21 protein-coding genes are annotated in these 18708 nt (G+C 34.8%); 5 read left to right on the top strand and 16 right to left on the bottom strand.

The features are described from left to right. Window positions 1–65 precede the first annotated feature (65 nt). On the top strand, window positions 66–941 hold the full coding sequence (locus tag ACJJVN_RS13810; RefSeq protein ID WP_104514430.1) for an AraC family transcriptional regulator: 876 nt from the start codon (window positions 66–68) through the stop codon (window positions 939–941). A gap of 335 nt (window positions 942–1276) precedes the next feature. On the opposite strand, the gene ACJJVN_RS13805 is transcribed toward ACJJVN_RS13810, so the two are convergent. Further along, entirely contained in the window at window positions 1277–2182 is a 906-nt protein-coding gene (locus ACJJVN_RS13805; RefSeq protein WP_405378785.1) for a nicotinic acid mononucleotide adenyltransferase, read from the bottom strand. Window positions 2183–2317: 135 nt separating this feature from the next. After that, the gene (locus tag ACJJVN_RS13800; RefSeq protein WP_405369948.1) at window positions 2318–2914 is read right to left on the bottom strand and encodes a CvpA family protein; all 597 of its coding nucleotides are present in this window, start codon (window positions 2912–2914) and stop codon (window positions 2318–2320) included. A 189-nt stretch (window positions 2915–3103) separates the two neighbouring features. Here ACJJVN_RS13800 and ACJJVN_RS13795 point away from each other — a divergent pair, with 189 nt between their 5' ends. Beyond that, window positions 3104–3541, top strand: a complete 438-nt coding sequence (locus tag ACJJVN_RS13795; RefSeq protein ID WP_104514427.1) for a hypothetical protein — start codon at window positions 3104–3106, stop codon at window positions 3539–3541. 132 nt (window positions 3542–3673) lie between these two features. Here ACJJVN_RS13795 and ACJJVN_RS13790 read toward each other — a convergent pair whose 3' ends face one another. The 4 genes from ACJJVN_RS13790 to ACJJVN_RS13775 form a co-directional block, all read right to left on the bottom strand. Then, window positions 3674–5221 (bottom strand): glycine--tRNA ligase, encoded by a 1548-nt coding sequence (locus tag ACJJVN_RS13790; protein WP_405378783.1) that lies wholly within the window; start codon window positions 5219–5221, stop codon window positions 3674–3676. An 82-nt stretch (window positions 5222–5303) separates the two neighbouring features. Next, entirely contained in the window at window positions 5304–6425 is a 1122-nt protein-coding gene (locus tag ACJJVN_RS13785; protein WP_405378781.1) for a hypothetical protein, read from the bottom strand. Next, window positions 6418–7164 (bottom strand): glycosyltransferase family 2 protein, encoded by a 747-nt coding sequence (locus tag ACJJVN_RS13780; RefSeq protein WP_405378779.1) that lies wholly within the window; start codon window positions 7162–7164, stop codon window positions 6418–6420. The genes ACJJVN_RS13785 and ACJJVN_RS13780 overlap by 8 nt, the downstream gene beginning before the upstream one ends. 146 nt (window positions 7165–7310) lie before the next feature. Next, window positions 7311–8192, bottom strand: a complete 882-nt coding sequence (locus ACJJVN_RS13775) for a hypothetical protein (RefSeq protein ID WP_405378777.1) — start codon at window positions 8190–8192, stop codon at window positions 7311–7313. A gap of 256 nt (window positions 8193–8448) precedes the next feature. Between ACJJVN_RS13775 and ACJJVN_RS13770 the strand changes: the two genes are divergently transcribed. The 3 genes from ACJJVN_RS13770 (at window position 8449) to ACJJVN_RS13760 (ending at window position 10354) form a co-directional block, all read left to right on the top strand. Further along, window positions 8449–9084 (top strand): ComF family protein, encoded by a 636-nt coding sequence (locus ACJJVN_RS13770; RefSeq protein ID WP_405378775.1) that lies wholly within the window; start codon window positions 8449–8451, stop codon window positions 9082–9084. Between the two features lie 135 nt (window positions 9085–9219). Beyond that, window positions 9220–9987: an enoyl-CoA hydratase/isomerase family protein gene (locus ACJJVN_RS13765; RefSeq protein ID WP_405378773.1), complete on the top strand. Its 768-nt coding sequence runs from the start codon at window positions 9220–9222 to the stop codon at window positions 9985–9987. A gap of 103 nt (window positions 9988–10090) precedes the next feature. After that, entirely contained in the window at window positions 10091–10354 is a 264-nt protein-coding gene (locus ACJJVN_RS13760) for a hypothetical protein (protein ID WP_405378771.1), read from the top strand. A 64-nt stretch (window positions 10355–10418) separates the two neighbouring features. Here the strand turns inward: ACJJVN_RS13760 and ACJJVN_RS13755 are convergent, their stop codons facing one another. The 10 genes from ACJJVN_RS13755 to ACJJVN_RS13710 form a co-directional block, all read right to left on the bottom strand. Further along, window positions 10419–11576: a metal ABC transporter permease gene (locus ACJJVN_RS13755; RefSeq protein ID WP_405378769.1), complete on the bottom strand. Its 1158-nt coding sequence runs from the start codon at window positions 11574–11576 to the stop codon at window positions 10419–10421. Next, window positions 11573–12685 carry a metal ABC transporter permease gene (locus ACJJVN_RS13750; RefSeq protein WP_104514420.1) on the bottom strand — a complete coding sequence of 371 codons (1113 nt, stop codon included), beginning with the start codon at window positions 12683–12685 and terminating at the stop codon, window positions 11573–11575. The genes ACJJVN_RS13755 and ACJJVN_RS13750 overlap by 4 nt, the downstream gene beginning before the upstream one ends. 4 nt (window positions 12686–12689) lie before the next feature. Continuing rightward, on the bottom strand, window positions 12690–13427 hold the full coding sequence (locus tag ACJJVN_RS13745) for a metal ABC transporter ATP-binding protein (RefSeq protein ID WP_104514419.1): 738 nt from the start codon (window positions 13425–13427) through the stop codon (window positions 12690–12692). Then, entirely contained in the window at window positions 13427–14335 is a 909-nt protein-coding gene (locus tag ACJJVN_RS13740; protein ID WP_405378767.1) for a metal ABC transporter solute-binding protein, Zn/Mn family, read from the bottom strand. The genes ACJJVN_RS13745 and ACJJVN_RS13740 overlap by 1 nt, the downstream gene beginning before the upstream one ends. 52 nt (window positions 14336–14387) lie before the next feature. After that, the gene (locus ACJJVN_RS13735) at window positions 14388–15176 is read right to left on the bottom strand and encodes a transporter (RefSeq protein WP_104514417.1); all 789 of its coding nucleotides are present in this window, start codon (window positions 15174–15176) and stop codon (window positions 14388–14390) included. Further along, the gene (locus tag ACJJVN_RS13730; protein WP_405378765.1) at window positions 15176–15829 is read right to left on the bottom strand and encodes a metal-dependent transcriptional regulator; all 654 of its coding nucleotides are present in this window, start codon (window positions 15827–15829) and stop codon (window positions 15176–15178) included. The genes ACJJVN_RS13735 and ACJJVN_RS13730 overlap by 1 nt, the downstream gene beginning before the upstream one ends. 96 nt (window positions 15830–15925) lie before the next feature. Continuing rightward, window positions 15926–16516: a nicotinate (nicotinamide) nucleotide adenylyltransferase gene (nadD, locus tag ACJJVN_RS13725; RefSeq protein ID WP_104514415.1), complete on the bottom strand. Its 591-nt coding sequence runs from the start codon at window positions 16514–16516 to the stop codon at window positions 15926–15928. After that, on the bottom strand, window positions 16500–17099 hold the full coding sequence (gmk, locus tag ACJJVN_RS13720; protein WP_104514414.1) for a guanylate kinase: 600 nt from the start codon (window positions 17097–17099) through the stop codon (window positions 16500–16502). The genes nadD and gmk overlap by 17 nt, the downstream gene beginning before the upstream one ends. Then, on the bottom strand, window positions 17099–17974 hold the full coding sequence (locus ACJJVN_RS13715; RefSeq protein WP_104514413.1) for a YicC family protein: 876 nt from the start codon (window positions 17972–17974) through the stop codon (window positions 17099–17101). The genes gmk and ACJJVN_RS13715 overlap by 1 nt, the downstream gene beginning before the upstream one ends. Before the next feature lie 46 nt (window positions 17975–18020). Then, the gene (locus tag ACJJVN_RS13710) at window positions 18021–18611 is read right to left on the bottom strand and encodes a Crp/Fnr family transcriptional regulator (RefSeq protein WP_405369959.1); all 591 of its coding nucleotides are present in this window, start codon (window positions 18609–18611) and stop codon (window positions 18021–18023) included. Window positions 18612–18708 lie beyond the last annotated feature (97 nt).

The raw sequence follows: 18708 nt of genomic DNA, 5'->3' as shown, positions 1-18708 counted from the left end.
TGCTTATCTCGCTTTCGCGAAAGCGGAATAACACTTATTTAGAGTCGTTTTAAATAACAATGAAAATGGAAAACATCGCTAAAGGTGCTGGAGAGGTAACTATCATAGAAGACGGATTTCACGTCATACGTTTAAAAAATGATAGTGCAGAAAAAACAACTTTTTCACATCATGTCGATAGCAGTTTTTTACAGTTTCACTACTGTCTAAAAGGAAGCGTGCAACTAGCTTTTAATGAAGGTAGTTACAAACTAGATTTAAAAGAACAGAATTCCTACTTGCTATATAATCCGTCACGCGACTTACCTATGGACTTAAGTATAGCGCCTAACACATGGTTTATATCTGTACTGGTTTCTATTAAGAAATTTCACTCTCTTTTTTCTCCAGACGCGCAACATGTTAGCTTTTTGAGTGCCGATAATAAGGATAAAAAATACTATGTAGATGGAAAAATATCTCCATCTATGGCTGTTGCCTTGCACCAGTTAATGAACTATAACCTCAACGATACAATAAAACAGCTTTACTTTAAAGGTAAGTCCTATGAGTTGCTATCCTTATATTTTAATACCGAAGAAGAAGCAAATCTAGAGGCATGCCCATTTCTAGCTGACGAAGAAAATATGCGCAAAATAAAACGCGCCAAAGAAATAGTAATAGAACGCATGATCGATTTACCTTCTCTACAAGAGCTATCTATAGAGATAGGGTTATCTCTTAAGAAATTAAAAGAAGGTTTTAAGGAAGTGTATGGCGATACGGTTTTTGGTTTTGCACTAAGTCATAAAATGGATTATGCTAGACAGTTGCTCGATAGCGGCCAGCATAATGTAAATGAGGTAGGCCTAAAAGTAGGATACTCTACTGGTAGTCATTTTATAAGTGCATTTAAAAAGAAATACGGAACAACGCCTAAGAGATATATATCTGGGAAATAGATGGAATTATAGATTAGGTGTTTTAAAATCAATAAAAGCCTTTTCCCCAGCCCTAAAGGGTAAGATATCTCATAATCCTAATAAAAAATAAATGTTTGCGCACCATTTAGGGTTGGGTAATGGAAACATGAAACCCAAAACCAAACCTTTTCCCCAGCCCTAAAGGGTAAGGTTTCTCATAATCCTAATAAAAAATAAATGTTTCCGCTCTCTTTAGTGTTGGGGAATGGAAACATGAAACCCAAAAAATTTGAACATAAAAAAAACCGCCTGCGAGCAAAGAGTGCTCCACAGGCGGCTTCCAACCAACCAAATCTTAAATCAGTTTTACCTGATTATTTTTTATTTTCCATTGCTCTATTATAATCGAGCATTCTATTCTTTGTACTATTAACGCTAGAAGCGTTTTTTAATTGTATATAACCGCGACCTTTAAATCTATAAGTTGTGCCGCTATCTATATGAAACAATTCTATAGTCCTATCATCTACGATGTAAAGATCGAAATAATCATTCCATATAAAATCATAACCTAACGTTAATTGCTTGTTAATACTTCCTGGAGACTGATCGCGGACGGTATAATCACCGCTGTAGTCCCAAAACAAACTACTTGAGTTTAGTCCGTTTCTATCTTGAGAACTTTCAAAAATATCTTCATTATTTCCTGGAAAGAATCTCAGGTAGTTTTCTCTGTCAAAATCATTGATAGCCCCAACATTACTGGTATAAACTTTTTCCCAAGCTTGATATTCCTGCAAAAAATACTGAACGTTGTCATAAAACAACTGATCGTAATCAAAGTTTGCCCTATCATAACCGTCTAGAAAATATCTCGTATTGTTATGTAGATCTCTCAGTTCTAATCTGTCGTATGCCCTGACTATGACTTCAAAATCATGCAACCCATCTATATCATGAAGAATAGCAAGTTGATTATTAACCGCATTATAAGAACCTACATCTATTCCTAACCCTGCGCCTGCACTTCCTACACCTACTAGGTTATTATTTGCATACACAGTTCCAAAATCAAAACTTAACGTAAACGCTCGAGTCATAAATGGCACATTAGGTGTTCCTTGTGTGCTGTTTAAATCTACGTACCATACCTCGCTAGAAGCAAGCACTTCATTTAGTGTAGGAGCGTTATATCCGTCACCTATCACTATTTCTGTATCACAGCTCGTTAATGAAAAAGCTAGTAATGCAGATGCTAAAAAAGTAGTTATTGCTTTCATAATAGTAATATTTAAAAGTTACTTAGTGGTTTTCTAAAACCATGCCGAAATTTCAAACTACTGATTTAAAGCGTTTTGATAGTTACGCTTTCGCGAAAGCGGAATAACATCAACCTACTATTTAACCATAAAACACTAGAATATATTAAAACCTGTAGAGTCTTGAGATTGCTCTAGGTCCTGTTCTTGATTTTCATTCTCATCAATTTCTACAGCATCTTCACCGCGTAATCTTCTATCTACACGGTCTGCCTCTTCAAGAATTTTAGGCAATAAGAATGGAGCAAGTGGTTCTACATGCTCATAAACGATGCTTTGTTCTTTAATATCCTTATCAATGATATGAAACTCACCACTTGCCGAATTAATAAACATTAAAATCACACTAGCTAGAAATCCCATTTTCACAATGCCAAAGGCGGCACCAGCAAGTTTATTAATAAAACTAAGATTAACGGTTTTAAGCACCTTAGTAATTAATTTACCTACATAGGTAATTACAAATATGATAACCAGGAAGGTGACTATAAAACTAGCGATAGTAATATAAACGTCATCCCATTGCACCTGTTCTCGCAACCAGTCACCAGCATAGTTAGAAAAGTAGATGGACCCATAAATAGCAGCAACTAGCGCTATTAAAGATGTTAGTTCTACAAAAAAGCCATTTAAATAACCTTTATAAAGACCTATTAATAAAACAATGCAAATAATTATATCTAACCAATTCATCGGGCTAAGTTAGTTAAAATTGCCGTTAAGCAAACTCATAGTCGCATGAGATCCTATAAAGACGGTTTAACTAATCAAGTGCGCCTTTCATAGTACGAGAGTGAATGCATATCTATTGAGTATAGATATAACAAGAGGTTATAATTAATTTTCACATCTCAATTACATATTCATTTAACAAACTCATCCATGAAAAATTTATTTAAAACATCCCTTTTAATTTTCATATCCATCCTACTTTTTAGTTGTGACAATGATGATGGAATGGCCGATAATCAAAACGTGTGCACTTATGAAGGTCTTACCTTTTTTGACGGCACTACACAAACACTTATCCCAGAATCACAATTAACTACCGAACTTTTTCTTAACGGTAGTGGTAACGGCATACCAGAAATAGAGATTTATGAAACGACTAACCCTGGTAACATATGGTTACTTACTAAAGCGGTTACGGCCAACTCTAGTGACGGAGGTACGCTAGGATTAGGTAATACTAATTACACGGTAGCAGTAACCTGCCAGCGATCTGGTACTGCAGTAGGAGACGAATTCAGATTTGACGTAGTAACGGCAAACGGCCTAGAAGGTGAATTATGTGTCGTTCTAGATGCGATTATACCATAAGAACTGACACTTCACTACCTTATTTGGAACAAAAAAACGGTACAGATTTTAAAATCTGTGCCGTTTTTTATTTTATAAAGAAATCATTCTATATTAAATAAACATAGAACCTATTCTTTTGCTTTAAGAAGATTAGATCTTTCTTAACCACTCACTCATACTTACACGAGACTCCAGGTAATTTTTAAGATCTTTAATCGCTACACGTTCTTGTGTCATGGTATCGCGATCTCTTACCGTTACTGCATGATCTTCTTTAGTATCGTGATCTACCGTTACACAATATGGTGTACCATTTAAATCATGACGTGCATATCGCTTACCTATAGAATCTTTTTCTTCATAAGCTACGTTCATAGACCATTTTAATTCGTCTACGATCTCGTTTGCTATTTCTGGAAGTCCATCCTTTTTTAATAATGGTAAAATAGCAGCTTTAACCGGTGCAAGAACCGCAGGTAATTTAAGTACCGTACGCTCGCCACCACCATCTAGCTTCTCATCTACTAGAGAATTAGAAAATACAGCAAGAAACATTCTATCTAGACCTATAGAGGTTTCTAGAACATAAGGAACATAACTCTTATTATCTTCATGATCAAAGAATTGTAGTTTTTTACCACTGTGTTCTTCATGTGCTTTTAAATCAAAGTCTGTACGAGAGTGGATTCCTTCTAATTCTTTAAAACCAAATGGGAAGTCAAATTCGATATCGGTCGCAGCATTTGCATAGTGAGCCATTTTTTCATGATCGTGAAAACGGTAATTCTCATCACCCATCCCAAGAGATCTGTGCCACGCCATGCGCTTTTCTTTCCATATCTCAAACCACTTCAACTCTGTACCTGGCTTTACAAAATATTGCATCTCCATTTGTTCAAATTCTCGCTGACGGAAAATGAACTGACGTGCAACGATCTCGTTTCTAAAAGCTTTACCAGTCTGTGCAATCCCAAAAGGAATCTTCATACGACCGGACTTCTGTACATTTAAGAAGTTTACAAAAATCCCTTGAGCCGTTTCTGGTCTAAGAAATAAATCTGTAGCAGTGTCTGCACTAGCACCTATTTTAGTACCGAACATAAGGTTGAACTGACGTACATCTGTCCAGTTTTTAGAACCTGTATCAGGATCTGCTATTTCTAGTTCTTCTATTAAAGCTTTTACACCTTCTAGATCTTCAGCCTCTAGCAATTGGGCTAGTCTAGCAGTAGGCTCTGTAGCTTTTTTCATATAACCCACCACACGCGGATTAGTCTCAGCATACATTTTTGCATCAAAGTCTTCACCAAAGCGTTTTGCCGCCTTAGCAATTTCTTTATTTGCCTTCTGTAAATGTTTCTCACAGTAGTCCTCCACGAGCACGTCTGCACGGTAACGTTTTTTAGAATCCTTATTATCGATCAATGGATCGTTAAAAGCATCTACGTGACCAGAGGCTTTCCATACCGTAGGGTGCATAAATATCGCCGTATCTATACCTACTATATCTTGATTTAATTGAGTCATCGCTTGCCACCAGTATTCTCTGATGTTTTTCTTTAACTCCACTCCATTCTGTCCATAATCATAAACGGCACTTAAACCGTCGTAGATTTCACTAGATTGAAATACATATCCGTACTCCTTTGCATGAGAGAGTACTTTCTTAAACTGATCTTGGTCGTTGTTCTTTGCCATAGCTGCAAATGTAAAAAAATGTGATTAGTTAACGTTGTGATTTTGTGTATTTCGCTTTCGCGAAAGCGAGAAAAAAAATCAATTATTTACTAGTATCTAAAACTGTTGATTTATCAAACTCTTTATTTAAACCTAGCAATAGAAAAGGAACACAAAATAAAAAATAAGAAATATCCACAAAACTATTAAAAAAGGCACTCGACAAGCCGTGTTTATAGACTACATAAAAAGCATAAAACAATATACTAAAGAAAAGGACATAGCCTGAAAAAAGAAATCTATTTTGAGAATTTCTCGCTTTCCATCCTAGTAAAAATGCCGTAGCAAATAACACAGGCATATATTTTTGAGGTAATAAAAACGAAGATTGAATAATAAAAGGATTCATTTCTAAAAACTGATCTGGAAATGCTATTATCAATGGTAAAAAGGTCAAACTAAATGTAATAAGCACAAAAAAAGTATACTTTAAAAACTCTTTAACACGGAGAGTTTTGGTGGTTAAATAAGAAAGAAAAAAGACAATATATGCTAATGAAAAAACACTACGTGTAGATAATAAAAAACCTAAAACTATGGATAGCAGCAGTAATCTTTTACCATTCCCTACTAGCGATTTATCAAAGTAATATAGACCAATAACTACCATAGAACTATAAGTTATTATATTACTCAAAGTCATTACCTCCCATAACATAGGCACTGATAATATTGCCATTATTAAGTAGGATTGATATTTCTTACTATCTATTCTATTAAATAATCCCAAAAGAATAAATCCTGCAAGACTCAACAGACTGTAAAATTTAAATAAGAAAAAAGGAATCGCTATAATGAAGTAAAAAGGCATCGGGCCAGGATAGTTTCCAACATGAGAAGTAGCCTTGTAAGGATAATTCCCTTTAAAAAGTTCTGTAAGAAAAGAATCTATAACACTCCACCTATCTACATTTAAATCCTCTGGTATAATAATGAAAAAACTTATAATACTAATAAGAATAGGCATGACTATAATTGATGCATCTACTATCCTTCTAACTATTTTAAGATTAAAAAAACGATATCCTTGAAATACTAATAAAACTTGTATTACAAGATACAAAACTGTTATTAACACATAGAACTCAGTAACTCTTTCAAGATATTTTAAACAAAAAAGAGAGTTGATGAATATCAGTATGGATACCGCAAGGTTTTTAGTCATTTGTAAAAATCTTTGACTTAATCTTTAAGGTACGATGTGAAAAATACTGAATCGAAGTTCCTAAAACTCCAAAACCATACTTGGTACTTCTTGCAAAATTTATAGAAGAAGCTTCTTCAAAATACTTTGTAGGACAAGTAATTTCGGCGATTTCATAATTTACCATACATATTTGAGCCAGCATCTGGTTATCAAAAACAAAGTCGTCAGAATTTTTATCGATGTCTATTTTATCAAATATTTCTTTAGAAAAAGCTCGATATCCCGTATGATATTCTGCTAATTTTTGATTCATTAAGATATTTTGAAATGCTGTCAAAAATCGATTTGCTATGTATTTATAAATAGGCATACCACCATTTAAAGCGCCTTTACCTAAAATACGAGAGCCTAGAACTACCTTGTACACATCGTTTGCGATTAAATAAGACATAGAGTGTATCAACTTAGGCGTGTATTGATAATCTGGGTGCAACATGATAATAATGTCTGCTCCTAGTTCTAATGCTTTATGGTAACATGATTTTTGATTTGCGCCATAACCTTTATTTACATCATGTCGTATCACATGCTTTATACCTAATTGTGTAGCTAGAACACTGGTATTATCTGTACTAAAATCATCTACTAGAATAACCTCATCTACTATATCAAACGGAATCTCTCTATAGGTCTTCTCTAGTGTCTTTGATGCATTATAAGCAGGAAGAACTACTATTACTTTAAGGCTGTTTATCAAATCTTTGGATGATTAGTTGAAAATCAAAAATAACAAAATAAGTGTATTCTTATTCTTCTTAGGAAAAAGCAAAATTTAATCTTTAGAAAATAAAAAAGGTGTAATAAAACATTACACCTTTAAAATATAGCATTGTGTTTTTAAAATTACCTCAGCGTGATCTCATTACTACTCACACGTATAGGCCCATTATAAAGATTTACTCTATAACGTCCTTTTATAATATTATCTTCGTTTGCATCTACTACCTCACAAAGATCTAGCTCTTTACCTTTATAATTAAATTGTACTATCTTAGAATAAGTCAATTCTTGACCATCAAAAACTTGTTTCTTATTAAGACCTAGCACATTATTATCTGGATTAATAACTTGAAGGTAAAAAGAAGTAACCCCAGTACTAGCAAGTGGATTTTCTGGCAGTGTAAAACATACTTTTATATCATCTACTCTACGCGCTCTATCGTTTTCTATTTGCTTACCTGAACTTCTTACTATAATTCCTACCGGTTCAAAATTAGTAGGTACTAACGCAGCTGCACGAGCCATGTTTGCATTCATGTTCTCTATGGTCGAATTTTTATCCTGATTTTTTAAGATTTCACTATTTAAAGCCGATAGCGTACTATCATTAACCTTGGATAGGTTTTGATTCACTATTTCCAGAGTATTTATTCTATCCTGTAATAAATCACGCTCTTTTCTAATATTAGATAATTCGGCACGCATTCTAGACAGCACTCTTACATCTGTTTCTAACTTACCGACACTATCTACTAGTCTTGTAATGCGATCTCTTGCATCGACTAGGTCTGCATTAAGGGCGTTACCCTTATCTATTTCTATACTATATTCACTAGAGATGTTCTCTAGTTCTTTTTGAATTTGTGCTTTTTCATCTTTTAAAGCTACCTTGATACCTTCATTTTCTTGATACGTACTATAGGACCACACTCCTAATCCTATGAGTGCCAACAGTAAAACTGCTAGTAAAACTTTAAATATTCGGTTATCTTTTTGCTGTGCCATGTTGGGTTGTTTATCTTTAGAACGTAATTATACCTATTTCAATTATAAATATCGCCTATAAATCGGTTGTCTTAAAGTGTAAATGCATTAAAAAAAATATCCTGCGGTAATGACCTTGCCAGATATTGTTGCTTTTTTCACTTCTCGTCCATTTGATTTATGAACACCTCATTTATAATTAAAATAAATATGACTAAAATATTTTATTCTGAAGTGGATTTCTGATTTTATTAACTTGTTTTTTCCTGTCGTCTGTATGGGTTGTGACTGCAGTTTAACCACTGGAGAACAGATTATTTGCACCACCTGCCGTGCCGAAATCCCTACATCTCTCAATCATTTACAAAAAGACGATAAAGTGAAAGAACTTTTCTTTGCTAGAGTAAATATCGAGACTGCCACCAGTTTATTCTATTATGAAAAAATAGGCGTTGTACAACAGTTGATCTATCAATTAAAATACAATGGACATGAAGAAGTAAGTCCTTTTTTAGGAAAATGGCTTGCTACCAATCTTAAGGAAGATCCTGCTTTTAAAAACATAGATCTAGTAATTCCTGTTCCTGTGCATCCCAAACGACGCGCAAAAAGAGGCTATAATCAGGTGGATGGTTTTGGAAAAGAACTAGCTGCTGTTTTGGGTGCTCGCTTTCGCGAAAGCGTACTCATAAAAAAACGTAATACTATAAACCAAGCTCAATTGGGTCAAGTAAAGCGTAGTGACGAGACGCAATCTCCATATCAATTGGCAGAGAAAATTGCACCAGGCACTCATGTTTTACTGGTAGACGATGTAATTACTACTGGAACGACATTAACCCTTTGTGCCAAAGAACTACACAAAAATCCTAATATTAAAATCTCTATTGCGACCATGGCCATATCTGTATAGAATAAACAATTCATGATGTGATTTTTTGATTCAAGTTTCTTGAGAAGGTGTTGTAAAATTTTACCCTCTGAAACTTATGATTTTCTTTAATCATGGCTTTAATATTCTTTTTACTTTTGTTTTCAAACATTTACTATGAACAATATTCTAGTTGCTACCGAAAATAAAATTACAACCATAACCATAAATAGACCTACAAAATTAAATGCTCTCAATAAAGAGACCATTGAAGAATTGAGTCAGGCTATATCTACTGCAGAAGAGGACGTTAACACGCGTGTTATCATCCTTACTGGAAGTGGTGAAAAGGCATTTGTGGCTGGAGCTGATATTTCAGAATTTGCAGACTTCTCTCCAGAAGAAGGAAAGAGACTGGCTGGTAAAGGTCAGGAATCATTATTTGATGCTATCGAGAATTGCTCTACACCTGTTATTGCTGCCATTAATGGTTTTGCGTTAGGTGGTGGTCTAGAGCTTTCTATGGCGGCACATTTTAGAGTAGCTAGCGATAACGCTAGATTAGGACTTCCAGAAGTATCTCTAGGTGTGATACCTGGCTATGGTGGTACACAACGTTTACCACAACTAGTAGGTAAAGGTCGCGCTATGGAAATGATAATGACTGCAGGAATGATAGATGCTGACACAGCTCTTTCTTATGGACTTGTAAATCACGTAGTGACTCTAGACGAGTTGATCCCAACATGTGAAAAACTAGCTTCTAAGATTATCAAAAACAGTCCGATGGCTATAAGCGCTGCCATAGATGCGGTTAACGCTGGTTATACAGATGGTACTGATGGTTACCAGATAGAGATAGAAAACTTCGGATCTTGTTTTGGTACAGAACAGTTTACTGAAGGAACAACAGCTTTTCTTGAGAAACGTAAAGCACAGTTTTAGAAATAAAAATTTTATTTAATACCACAAAGGGCAGAATTAATTTTTGCCCTTTGTGGTATATGATTGTTAATTAATTACCTGATATTTATGGTTTATTAGCATCATGAATTCTATTCTTCTCAACTTACTACCTTTATTACTATCGCCTGTTTTTATTTTAATAGCAATAGCTTATTACTATGATTATAAAAAAGACCAGAAGTATTTACTAAGCGGTTTTAAGTTTATACTCTGGTTTGTCATCTTTATGGTAATTTATTTCTGGCTTACTAAAATTTTAAGTTTTGGTCTTTTAGAATCTGTGCTAGGTTTTGGTCTTTCTATTCCATTAGTATTAGTCGTAAAAAATAGCATTACAAAAAAATGACATGAATTACACATCACAAAGTGCAGAATTGATTCTACTCATAGTTATGTAAACATCTAGACTTCTATCCTCTAAACAAGAAGAAATCATCCTTCATGTCTTCGATTTGTTCATCTTTATTAGTGATGATATAGTCCAGTGCTTTCTCGGTAAACTTAAGACCTTTGTTAGTGAGAGAAACCACCTCATCTTGCATGGTAATCATGTTGTTTTTTTGTGCTAATTCAAGAACAGTTTTGGCACGTACTTTACCCCAATTGATATGTTCTTGTAAGTGGGCAACTCTTCTTTCTTCTATACTATCATGATTATTCAGATGAAGTAAGAATGTCAATAATGAAACTTCTGTACGCTGCCTTTTCTGTCGAAACAGAACTGCTATCAAGCCTTTAGTCGGTGCAAAAAGATAGACCAGTAAAAAGATTAATCCCAAGACTGTTGTAATAGAACCACTAATAGAAGCATCTAACCATACTGCAAAATAATAACCGCCTATAGCACTCATGATTCCAAAAAGAATGGACAAGACTATCATCTTTTTTAAATCTGTAGTAAGTAAATAAGCGGCAGCGGCTGGTGCAATCATTAATGCGACCACAAGAATAGCTCCTACTGCATCAAAAGAAACCACTGTAGTTACTGATGCAACACTCATTAATCCATAATGTAATATAACAGGAGAAAAACCTAATGCAGATGACAACCCTATATCAAACGTGCTTAATTTCAATTCTTTATAAAAAGCAAATAATAGAGCTAACGTTATTATTAGAGTTATAGAAATGGTCCACATACTCTTGGGACCATAGCTTACATGATCTATCATTAACTTATCAAAGGCAGCATACTCCAGTCTACCTACTAATACAGCATCGGTATCTAGATGAATATCGTTTGCATAAATAGCAATTAATAATACACCTATACTAAATAAGGCTGGGAATACTAATCCTATCGCTGTATCTTCTTTTACTAAACCGGTTTTTTGAATAGCTTCTACCAGCACAACAGTTATAATACCACTGAAGGCTGCAAGCAATATCAACCATGGTGAGGCAAGGTCTTCTGTAATAAAAAAACCGATTACTATACCGGGAAGAATAGAGTGACTTATCGCGTCACTAATTAACGCCATTTTACGTAAAACTAAAAACACACCTGGTATAGCACAAGCTACAGCAGTAAGGCAGGCAATTAAGATAATAGCTAATTCTGCATTCATGATTCAGGCATATTAGTGTTATACAAATTCTCTGCTGTTTGAAAACCTTCTTCAGTCAGAGACCAGTCTTGTCCTTTTATGGTTATCCAGCTCTTATCTGATAACGCTTTTAAAGTACCTCTTGTAAAACCTTGAAAACCGTTCAATATTTTAATAGAGTGAGGTCTAGAAATATCTTCATGCTTTTCTACAATACCATACATGAAATACAAAGTCTTTTTTAACTCTAGATCTCTACGGTTTCTTATCAAACGTATTTGTTTAAATAAAACACCACGACTAGGAGAAAAAATAAATGACACTCCTACAAAAACTGCGGCAACTAAAACAATCACTGGACCAGTAGATAGGTTGTTATAACTAGCACTTATTCCTGTACCAAAAACACCAGAAAAAGCACCAAATACAGCTGCTAGAATCACCATCGTCCCAAGACTATTAGTCCACTGTCTTGCCGCTGCTGCTGGAGCTAGCAACATGGCACTCATTAAAACAACACCTACCGTTTGTAAACCTATAACTATAGCTAGCACTATAAAAAAGCTGATCAATCCATCTATGAATCGTGTATTAAAACCTAGAGTCATGGCATAATTCTTATCAAATAACAAGAGTTTAAACTCTTTCCAGAACAGCAACATTACCACAAGACTTATACCTGTTACAATAATCATTACTATTACATCACTTTGCACAAGCGTAGCCGCCTGCCCAAATAAATATTTATCTAATCCTGCTTGATTTGCATCTGGTTGTTTCTTTAAATAACTTAAAACCAATTCTCCAAAGCCAAAGAACAAACTCAAAATAAGACCTAAAGCCGTATCTGTTTTAAGATGTGTTTTAGTCACTATTCCACGTATCCACACCGTACCTATAAAACCACTAATTAAAGCCCCTAAAAGAAGGACATTAGAATCCTTTAATCCAGTGAATAAAAACGCTAGCGCAATACCTGGTAACGCGGCATGAGAAATCGCATCACCTAGTAGGCTTTGTTTTCTCAACACAGCAAAGCTACCTAGCATACCACAAATAGCCCCTAGAACAGCTGTCCCTAGTGTTATGGTACGCAACGTATAATCTGTAAAGAAATCTGTTAATTCCATCTGGTTATTTTTGAACAGCTACTTTATAGTTGATACCATAAGTCTTTGTAAGGTTATCATCATTAAAAATATCTTTTACAGGACCTGTAGCGATATGTTTTACATTTAAAAAAGTAACCCAATCAAAGTATTCAGGAACTGTCTGCAAATCATGGTGCACTACTATTACCGTTTTACCAGCTTTTCTTAGTTCTTTTAAAATATTAATGATCGCTATTTCAGTAGTAGCATCAACACCTTGAAAAGGCTCGTCCATAAAATAGATCGCTGCATTTTGAACTAATGCACGTGCTAAAAATATACGTTGCTGCTGCCCACCAGATAATTGAGATATTTGCCTTCCTTTAAAAGCAAGCATTCCTACTTTTTCCAGAGCTTCTAGAGCTTGTTTCTTTTGCTTTGCACCTGGTCTTTTAATCCAGCCTAGAGCGCCATAAGTACCCATCATGACCACATCTAGCGCTGTCGTAGGGAAATCCCAATCAACACTACCCTTTTGTGGCACATAAGCCACTTTATCACGTTGTTTCTTATAAGGTTTACCATAAATAGCAACAGAACCTGCTATGGGGTCTATAATACCTAAAATAGATTTTATCAACGTAGATTTTCCTGCACCATTAGGACCTACTATCGCCATTAATACACCTTCTGGAATAGATAAATCTATATCCCAAAGAACTGGTTTATAGTTATAAGCCACCGTAAGGTCATCTACCGCTACTGCTATTTTCTGTTCCATTATTTAAGTGCGTTTACAATAGTACTCACATTATGTTTATACATACCTATGTATGTACCTTCTACCGTTCCGGCACTACCTAATGCGTCGCTAAAAAGCTCTCCACCTATCTTTACATCATGATTTTGTGCTTTAACCGCAGCTTGTAATGCCTCTACCGTACGTCTAGGGACACTACTTTCTATAAATACCGCATTAATTTTATTTTCTATTATAAAATCTGTTATGCGTTGAACATCTTTAACTCCAGCCTCTGTAGCAGTAGAAATACCTTGTAAACCTACCACTTCAAAATCAAATGTTCTACCAAAATAATTAAAAGCATCATGAGCAGTTACTAGAATACGGCGCTCCTTAGGAAGTTCTTGTATCTTCACGTTTAAAGCCGCTCTTAGATCAATTAATTGGAGTCGGTAAGCATCTCTATTTGCTTCATAAGCTAATTTGTTTTCAGGATCTAATTCAATAAGCTTTTCAGTGACGTAGTATGTGATTTCATTCCAGTAAGTCAGATCAAACCATATGTGCGGATCGTAATTACTTGCAAAATACTCACTACCTATAAGTGATTTCTCGGACACCCCATCACTTATCGCGATAGTAGTTTTACCTTGCTCATTCATTTTTTCAAAAACCTCTACCAGTTTCCCTTCTAGATGTAAACCGTTGTAAAAAATAACGTCTGCGCCGTCTAGTTTTCTCACATCACCCTGACTTGCTTTGTATAAATGAGGGTCTATCCCGCTACCCATTAAACCATTTACATCAACTAGATCACCACCTATGTTTTCTACTAGGTCTGTAATCATGGTAGTAGTTGTCACAACTTGTAGCTTACCGTTATCTTCTTTTTTTTCTCCACAGCTCACTATCGATAAGACTGTTAAGAGGAATAGTATTTTTTTCATTTTGTAAATTTTAAATGTTCCGCTTTCGCGAAAGCGGAATTAAAAAAAAGTTCTATTTATTATTTCTAATTCTATAACTTAAACCAGCGCTTAATAAAAGGTTTTGACCATCTGTAATTCCAGAACCGAAGGTTAAATCAAATTGTAAGTCATCATTTGCTAGATAGGTAAATCCTGCGTCCCAATTATGATTTGCCTTTGTATCTTCAGGAAAATCACCGTAAAGCTCTGCATAAACCCCTATCCTAGAACTTAAATCATAACCATAAGCCAGTGTATAGATATAAGCTAGTTCTGGATTTCCAGCATCTAATTTTGCTCCTAGATTATAAGCTATTCCAGACTTATCTGTAAGTGTGTGGTCAAATGAGAATCTAAAATCTAAACCTGTATTCTCTGGCTTATAATCTGATGCAGCGCTAAATGGAAGACTCAAATGACCTAGAATTGCTATTTTAGGCATCCACCCATTTTCCTCGGCTATAGCTATTTTTGCTCCTAACAATAATGGAGATGTACCATTGAGTCGCTCTCCTACTCGTTCACCATTAGCTTCAAACTCTGTAGTTAGATAATCTATTCCCAATCTCAATTCTAAATTATCTAGAAGTCCGTAACGCAGTAAAGTAGTGTTATAAACGGTTTCTTTAGTCTTAAAACTATCTTCTCCGCTTTCTGTGTAAAAGCCACCTGTTTCTATTTGTAAAAATCCTTTTCTTATTATGTTAGGAGATTCTGTTGCATCGGGCCTGTCTGTTACCAGTGCGCCTATATCATCAGTCTGAGCGATGGCAACCGTCGAGGATAAAAGTATAGTTAGTGCGAGTATTATTTTTTTCATTATTTCAATTTTATATAAAGGTTATCGGCAATTTGTTTTGAAATTTGAAGAGGCGACTCATTCACTTTTATAGAATAGGATAGGTCAAATTCTTCAAATTCTATGATCTCTATGTTAGTTCCCAACTTCATATGTTGTTTATCAAGGTACTTGAGAAAGTTCTTTGATGAATCTATTAAACCTATCAAAGTACCTTTATCTCCTTTTTTCAATTTAGAGAGTATGGTTTTGTTAGTTTTTTCATAATTACCATGACTATCTGGAATAGGGTCACCATGAGGATCCTTCTTAGGAAAGCCGAGATGTTTATCGAGTTGATCAATAAGTTTTTGTGACTGAATATGCTCCAGTTGCTCTGCCACATCATGTACCTCATCCCATGAAAAATCTAGTTTCTCTACTAGAAACACTTCCCACAGTCTGTGTTTTCTAATAATTTGATTGGCACATTGTACTCCTTTATCCGTCAGTCTCGCACCTTTATAAGGGACATATTCTGCTAGGTTTTTATCTGCTAGCTTTTTAAGCATGTCTGTCACAGACGATGCTTTTGTATTCATGCGCCCTGCAATTTCATTAGTAGACACTAGAGCTTTACCATCTTGTAGGTGGTAAATAGCTTTGATATAATTTTCTTCGGATATTGAATGCATGCGGCAAAGGTAAAGTTTTTATTTGATTTAGGTAAATTAATTTTTAGCCTTGCCTAAAAATTAAGTCAAAAGAAAAACCGAACGCGATAATTTAATCTATTCGTAGAAATGCATTTCTTCCACATATTTTTGCACATCATGGTGCATAAAATACCTCAAATCTTTACCTGACGCAATACCGTTGCGTATCATGGTAGAAGAAATCTCCATAATAGGTGCAGGAATAAGAGTGATTTTAGGATGGTTTACAAACTGCTCAGGAACATCACCAGATGAAACTCTAGGGTAAACTATGATACTATAATCTTCTAATATCACATGATAATTCTTCCATTTATGTAAACTTTTCAAATTATCTTCTCCCATTATAAGAGTAAAATCCTTTGTAGTATACTTTTCAGAAAGATATGCGAGAGTATTTACCGTGTAGTTAGGTTGTGGTAAGTTAAACTCAATATTACTTGCATTTATCTTATCATAATCATCAGTAGCAAGATGTACCATATGTAAGCGCTGGTAGTCATCTAACAATGTTTTCTTTTTCTTATGAGGATTATGAGGAGTAACCACCATCCAGATTTCATCTAGATCGCTATTTTCTACTAGGTAATTTGCAATAGCTAGATGCCCTATGTGTACAGGGTTAAATGTACCAAAGTACAGACCTATCTTACTCTTCTTCGTCATCACTGACTTCTTTATTTATAAACTCATGAACCGTCTGGAACGCTTTTAACTTTGCAGCATCAAGATTATCATTCTCAATAATGACGTCAAATTGTGGTGCTGTCGCCATTTCAGTACTCGCCTTTGCCACTCGCATAGCGATTTTCTCTGCCGTTTCTGTTTTACGTTTTTTAAGACGTATTTGCAACTCATTAATAGATGGTGGCTTAACAAAAATAGCTAGTGTACGATTAGGAAATTTTTTCTTTAAACGTAAACCACCCACCACATCTATATCAAAAATAACATGTTTACCTTGAGCCCAAAGTCTTTCTACCTCTTCTATAAGAGTACCGTAAAACTGGTCTTTATAAACCTCTTCAAATTCTAGAAAGTCATTTGCCCTAATTCTATTCTTAAATTCATGGGTTCCTAAGAAATAATAATCCTTTCCATGAACCTCTCCATCACGTGCCTCTCTAGAAGCTGCGCTTATAGAAAAAGCAAGATTAAGATCTTCTTGAGTCAATAAATGTCTTACTAGAGTGGTTTTACCAGCACCAGAAGGAGCACTAAAAACTATTAGTTTAGGTAATACTTTCATTATAATACGTTAAGCAGTTGTTCTTTTATTTTCTCTAACTCGTCCTTCATCTGTACGACTAGTTGTTGCATAGTAGCATCATTTGCTTTGCTACCTATCGTATTTACCTCTCTACCTATCTCCTGACATATAAAAGCTAGTTTCTTACCTTGAGATTCTGTGATACTCATAGTATCCATAAAGTAGTTGAGGTGATTTTCTAGACGTACCTTTTCTTCAGTAATGTCATATTTTTCAAGATAATAGATAAGCTCTTGTTCAAATCTATTTTGATCTATCTTTTCTTTTAGATCAGACACAGCTTTTTCTAGTCGAGTTCTTACGCCAGCTAGTCGTTCTTTATCTTCTTCTACCACTTGGTCTAGAAGGACTTTAATGTTAGTAATACGCTTATTGAATTCTAGTTCTAGCACATTACCTTCTTCTTTTCTAAACTCTTGCACCGCAGCAATAGCCTCTACAGCAACTTGTTGAATAGCAGCTACATCTTCCTTTGCTACTTCCTTACTTTCTTGAGAAAAAACGTCTGGAAATCTAGTTGCCATTTCTAGCAATTGCAGCTTGTGCTCCGAACTATCAAATGAAACACCATCTAACTGTGCCATTTGCTTCATATAGCCTTCTACTACCTCTAAATTAAGTTTTGCAGTAGCTGCGACACCAGTTTGCTCGATGTGAACAGAAAAATCTACTTTACCTCTCAATAAAGACTTTGCAACTAACTGCCTTAAAGGCAATTCTTGCTGTCTATATAAAGAACTTAATCTTATATTAAGATCTAGATTTTTACTATTAAGAGTTCTTATCTCAATAGTTATTTTTTTGTCTGATAATTGATTGACTGCTTTACCATAGCCAGTCATAGAAGTAACCATTCCCTAGTTTTTTGGCAAAGATAACAATTAAGAAAAGGATTTTTGTTTATGCTTTAGTTTCATCGATCTTACCACGCAATCTACTTAAAGACTGTTGCCTTATACCTAGAAAAGATGCAATCTCCTTAAGCGGTAACCTGTCTACTATGCGATCGTAACGTTCAATAAATTTAAGATATCTAGTAGTAGCATCATGACTTATCATTCTCGATTTCTCGTCCACCATATCATGATATCTTTTCAACATAATCTTATGAAAAGCTGGTGACAGACCAGAATACAACTTGCTCATGTATTCAAAATCTTGATATTTAAAACACAACACTTCACCTGCCTCTACACAAGTTATTTGTAGTTCAGAAGGTTTTTGATCTATAAAACTATACATAGATGCCATGACATTACCATCTGCAATAAAACGTACCGTATGTAAATTACCGAACTCATCAATAATACTTCCCTTCAGTATTCCCGATTTAACTATAAAAATACAGTCAGCAACCTCACCTAAGTGAAGTAAAACCTGTTTTTTGCGCACTTTAGACACTTCGAGCATACTAAAAATTTCATTAGCATACTCTAATGAAGGTTTATCACCTTCTCCAGTTAAATCGTATAAAAATGATGGTAATTCCATAATATGGATTAGATTTATTTACTCGTTTACTAGTAAATATCGATAAAATTAATAATTAAACAAAGTTCAAGACCTTATCGAGCATAGAATAAAAATC

The sequence above is a fragment of the Nonlabens sp. Asnod3-A02 genome (genome assembly GCF_045063755.1).
GTDB lineage: Bacteria > Bacteroidota > Bacteroidia > Flavobacteriales > Flavobacteriaceae > Nonlabens > Nonlabens xylanidelens.
This window is presented reverse-complemented; position numbering and strand designations above follow the sequence as displayed.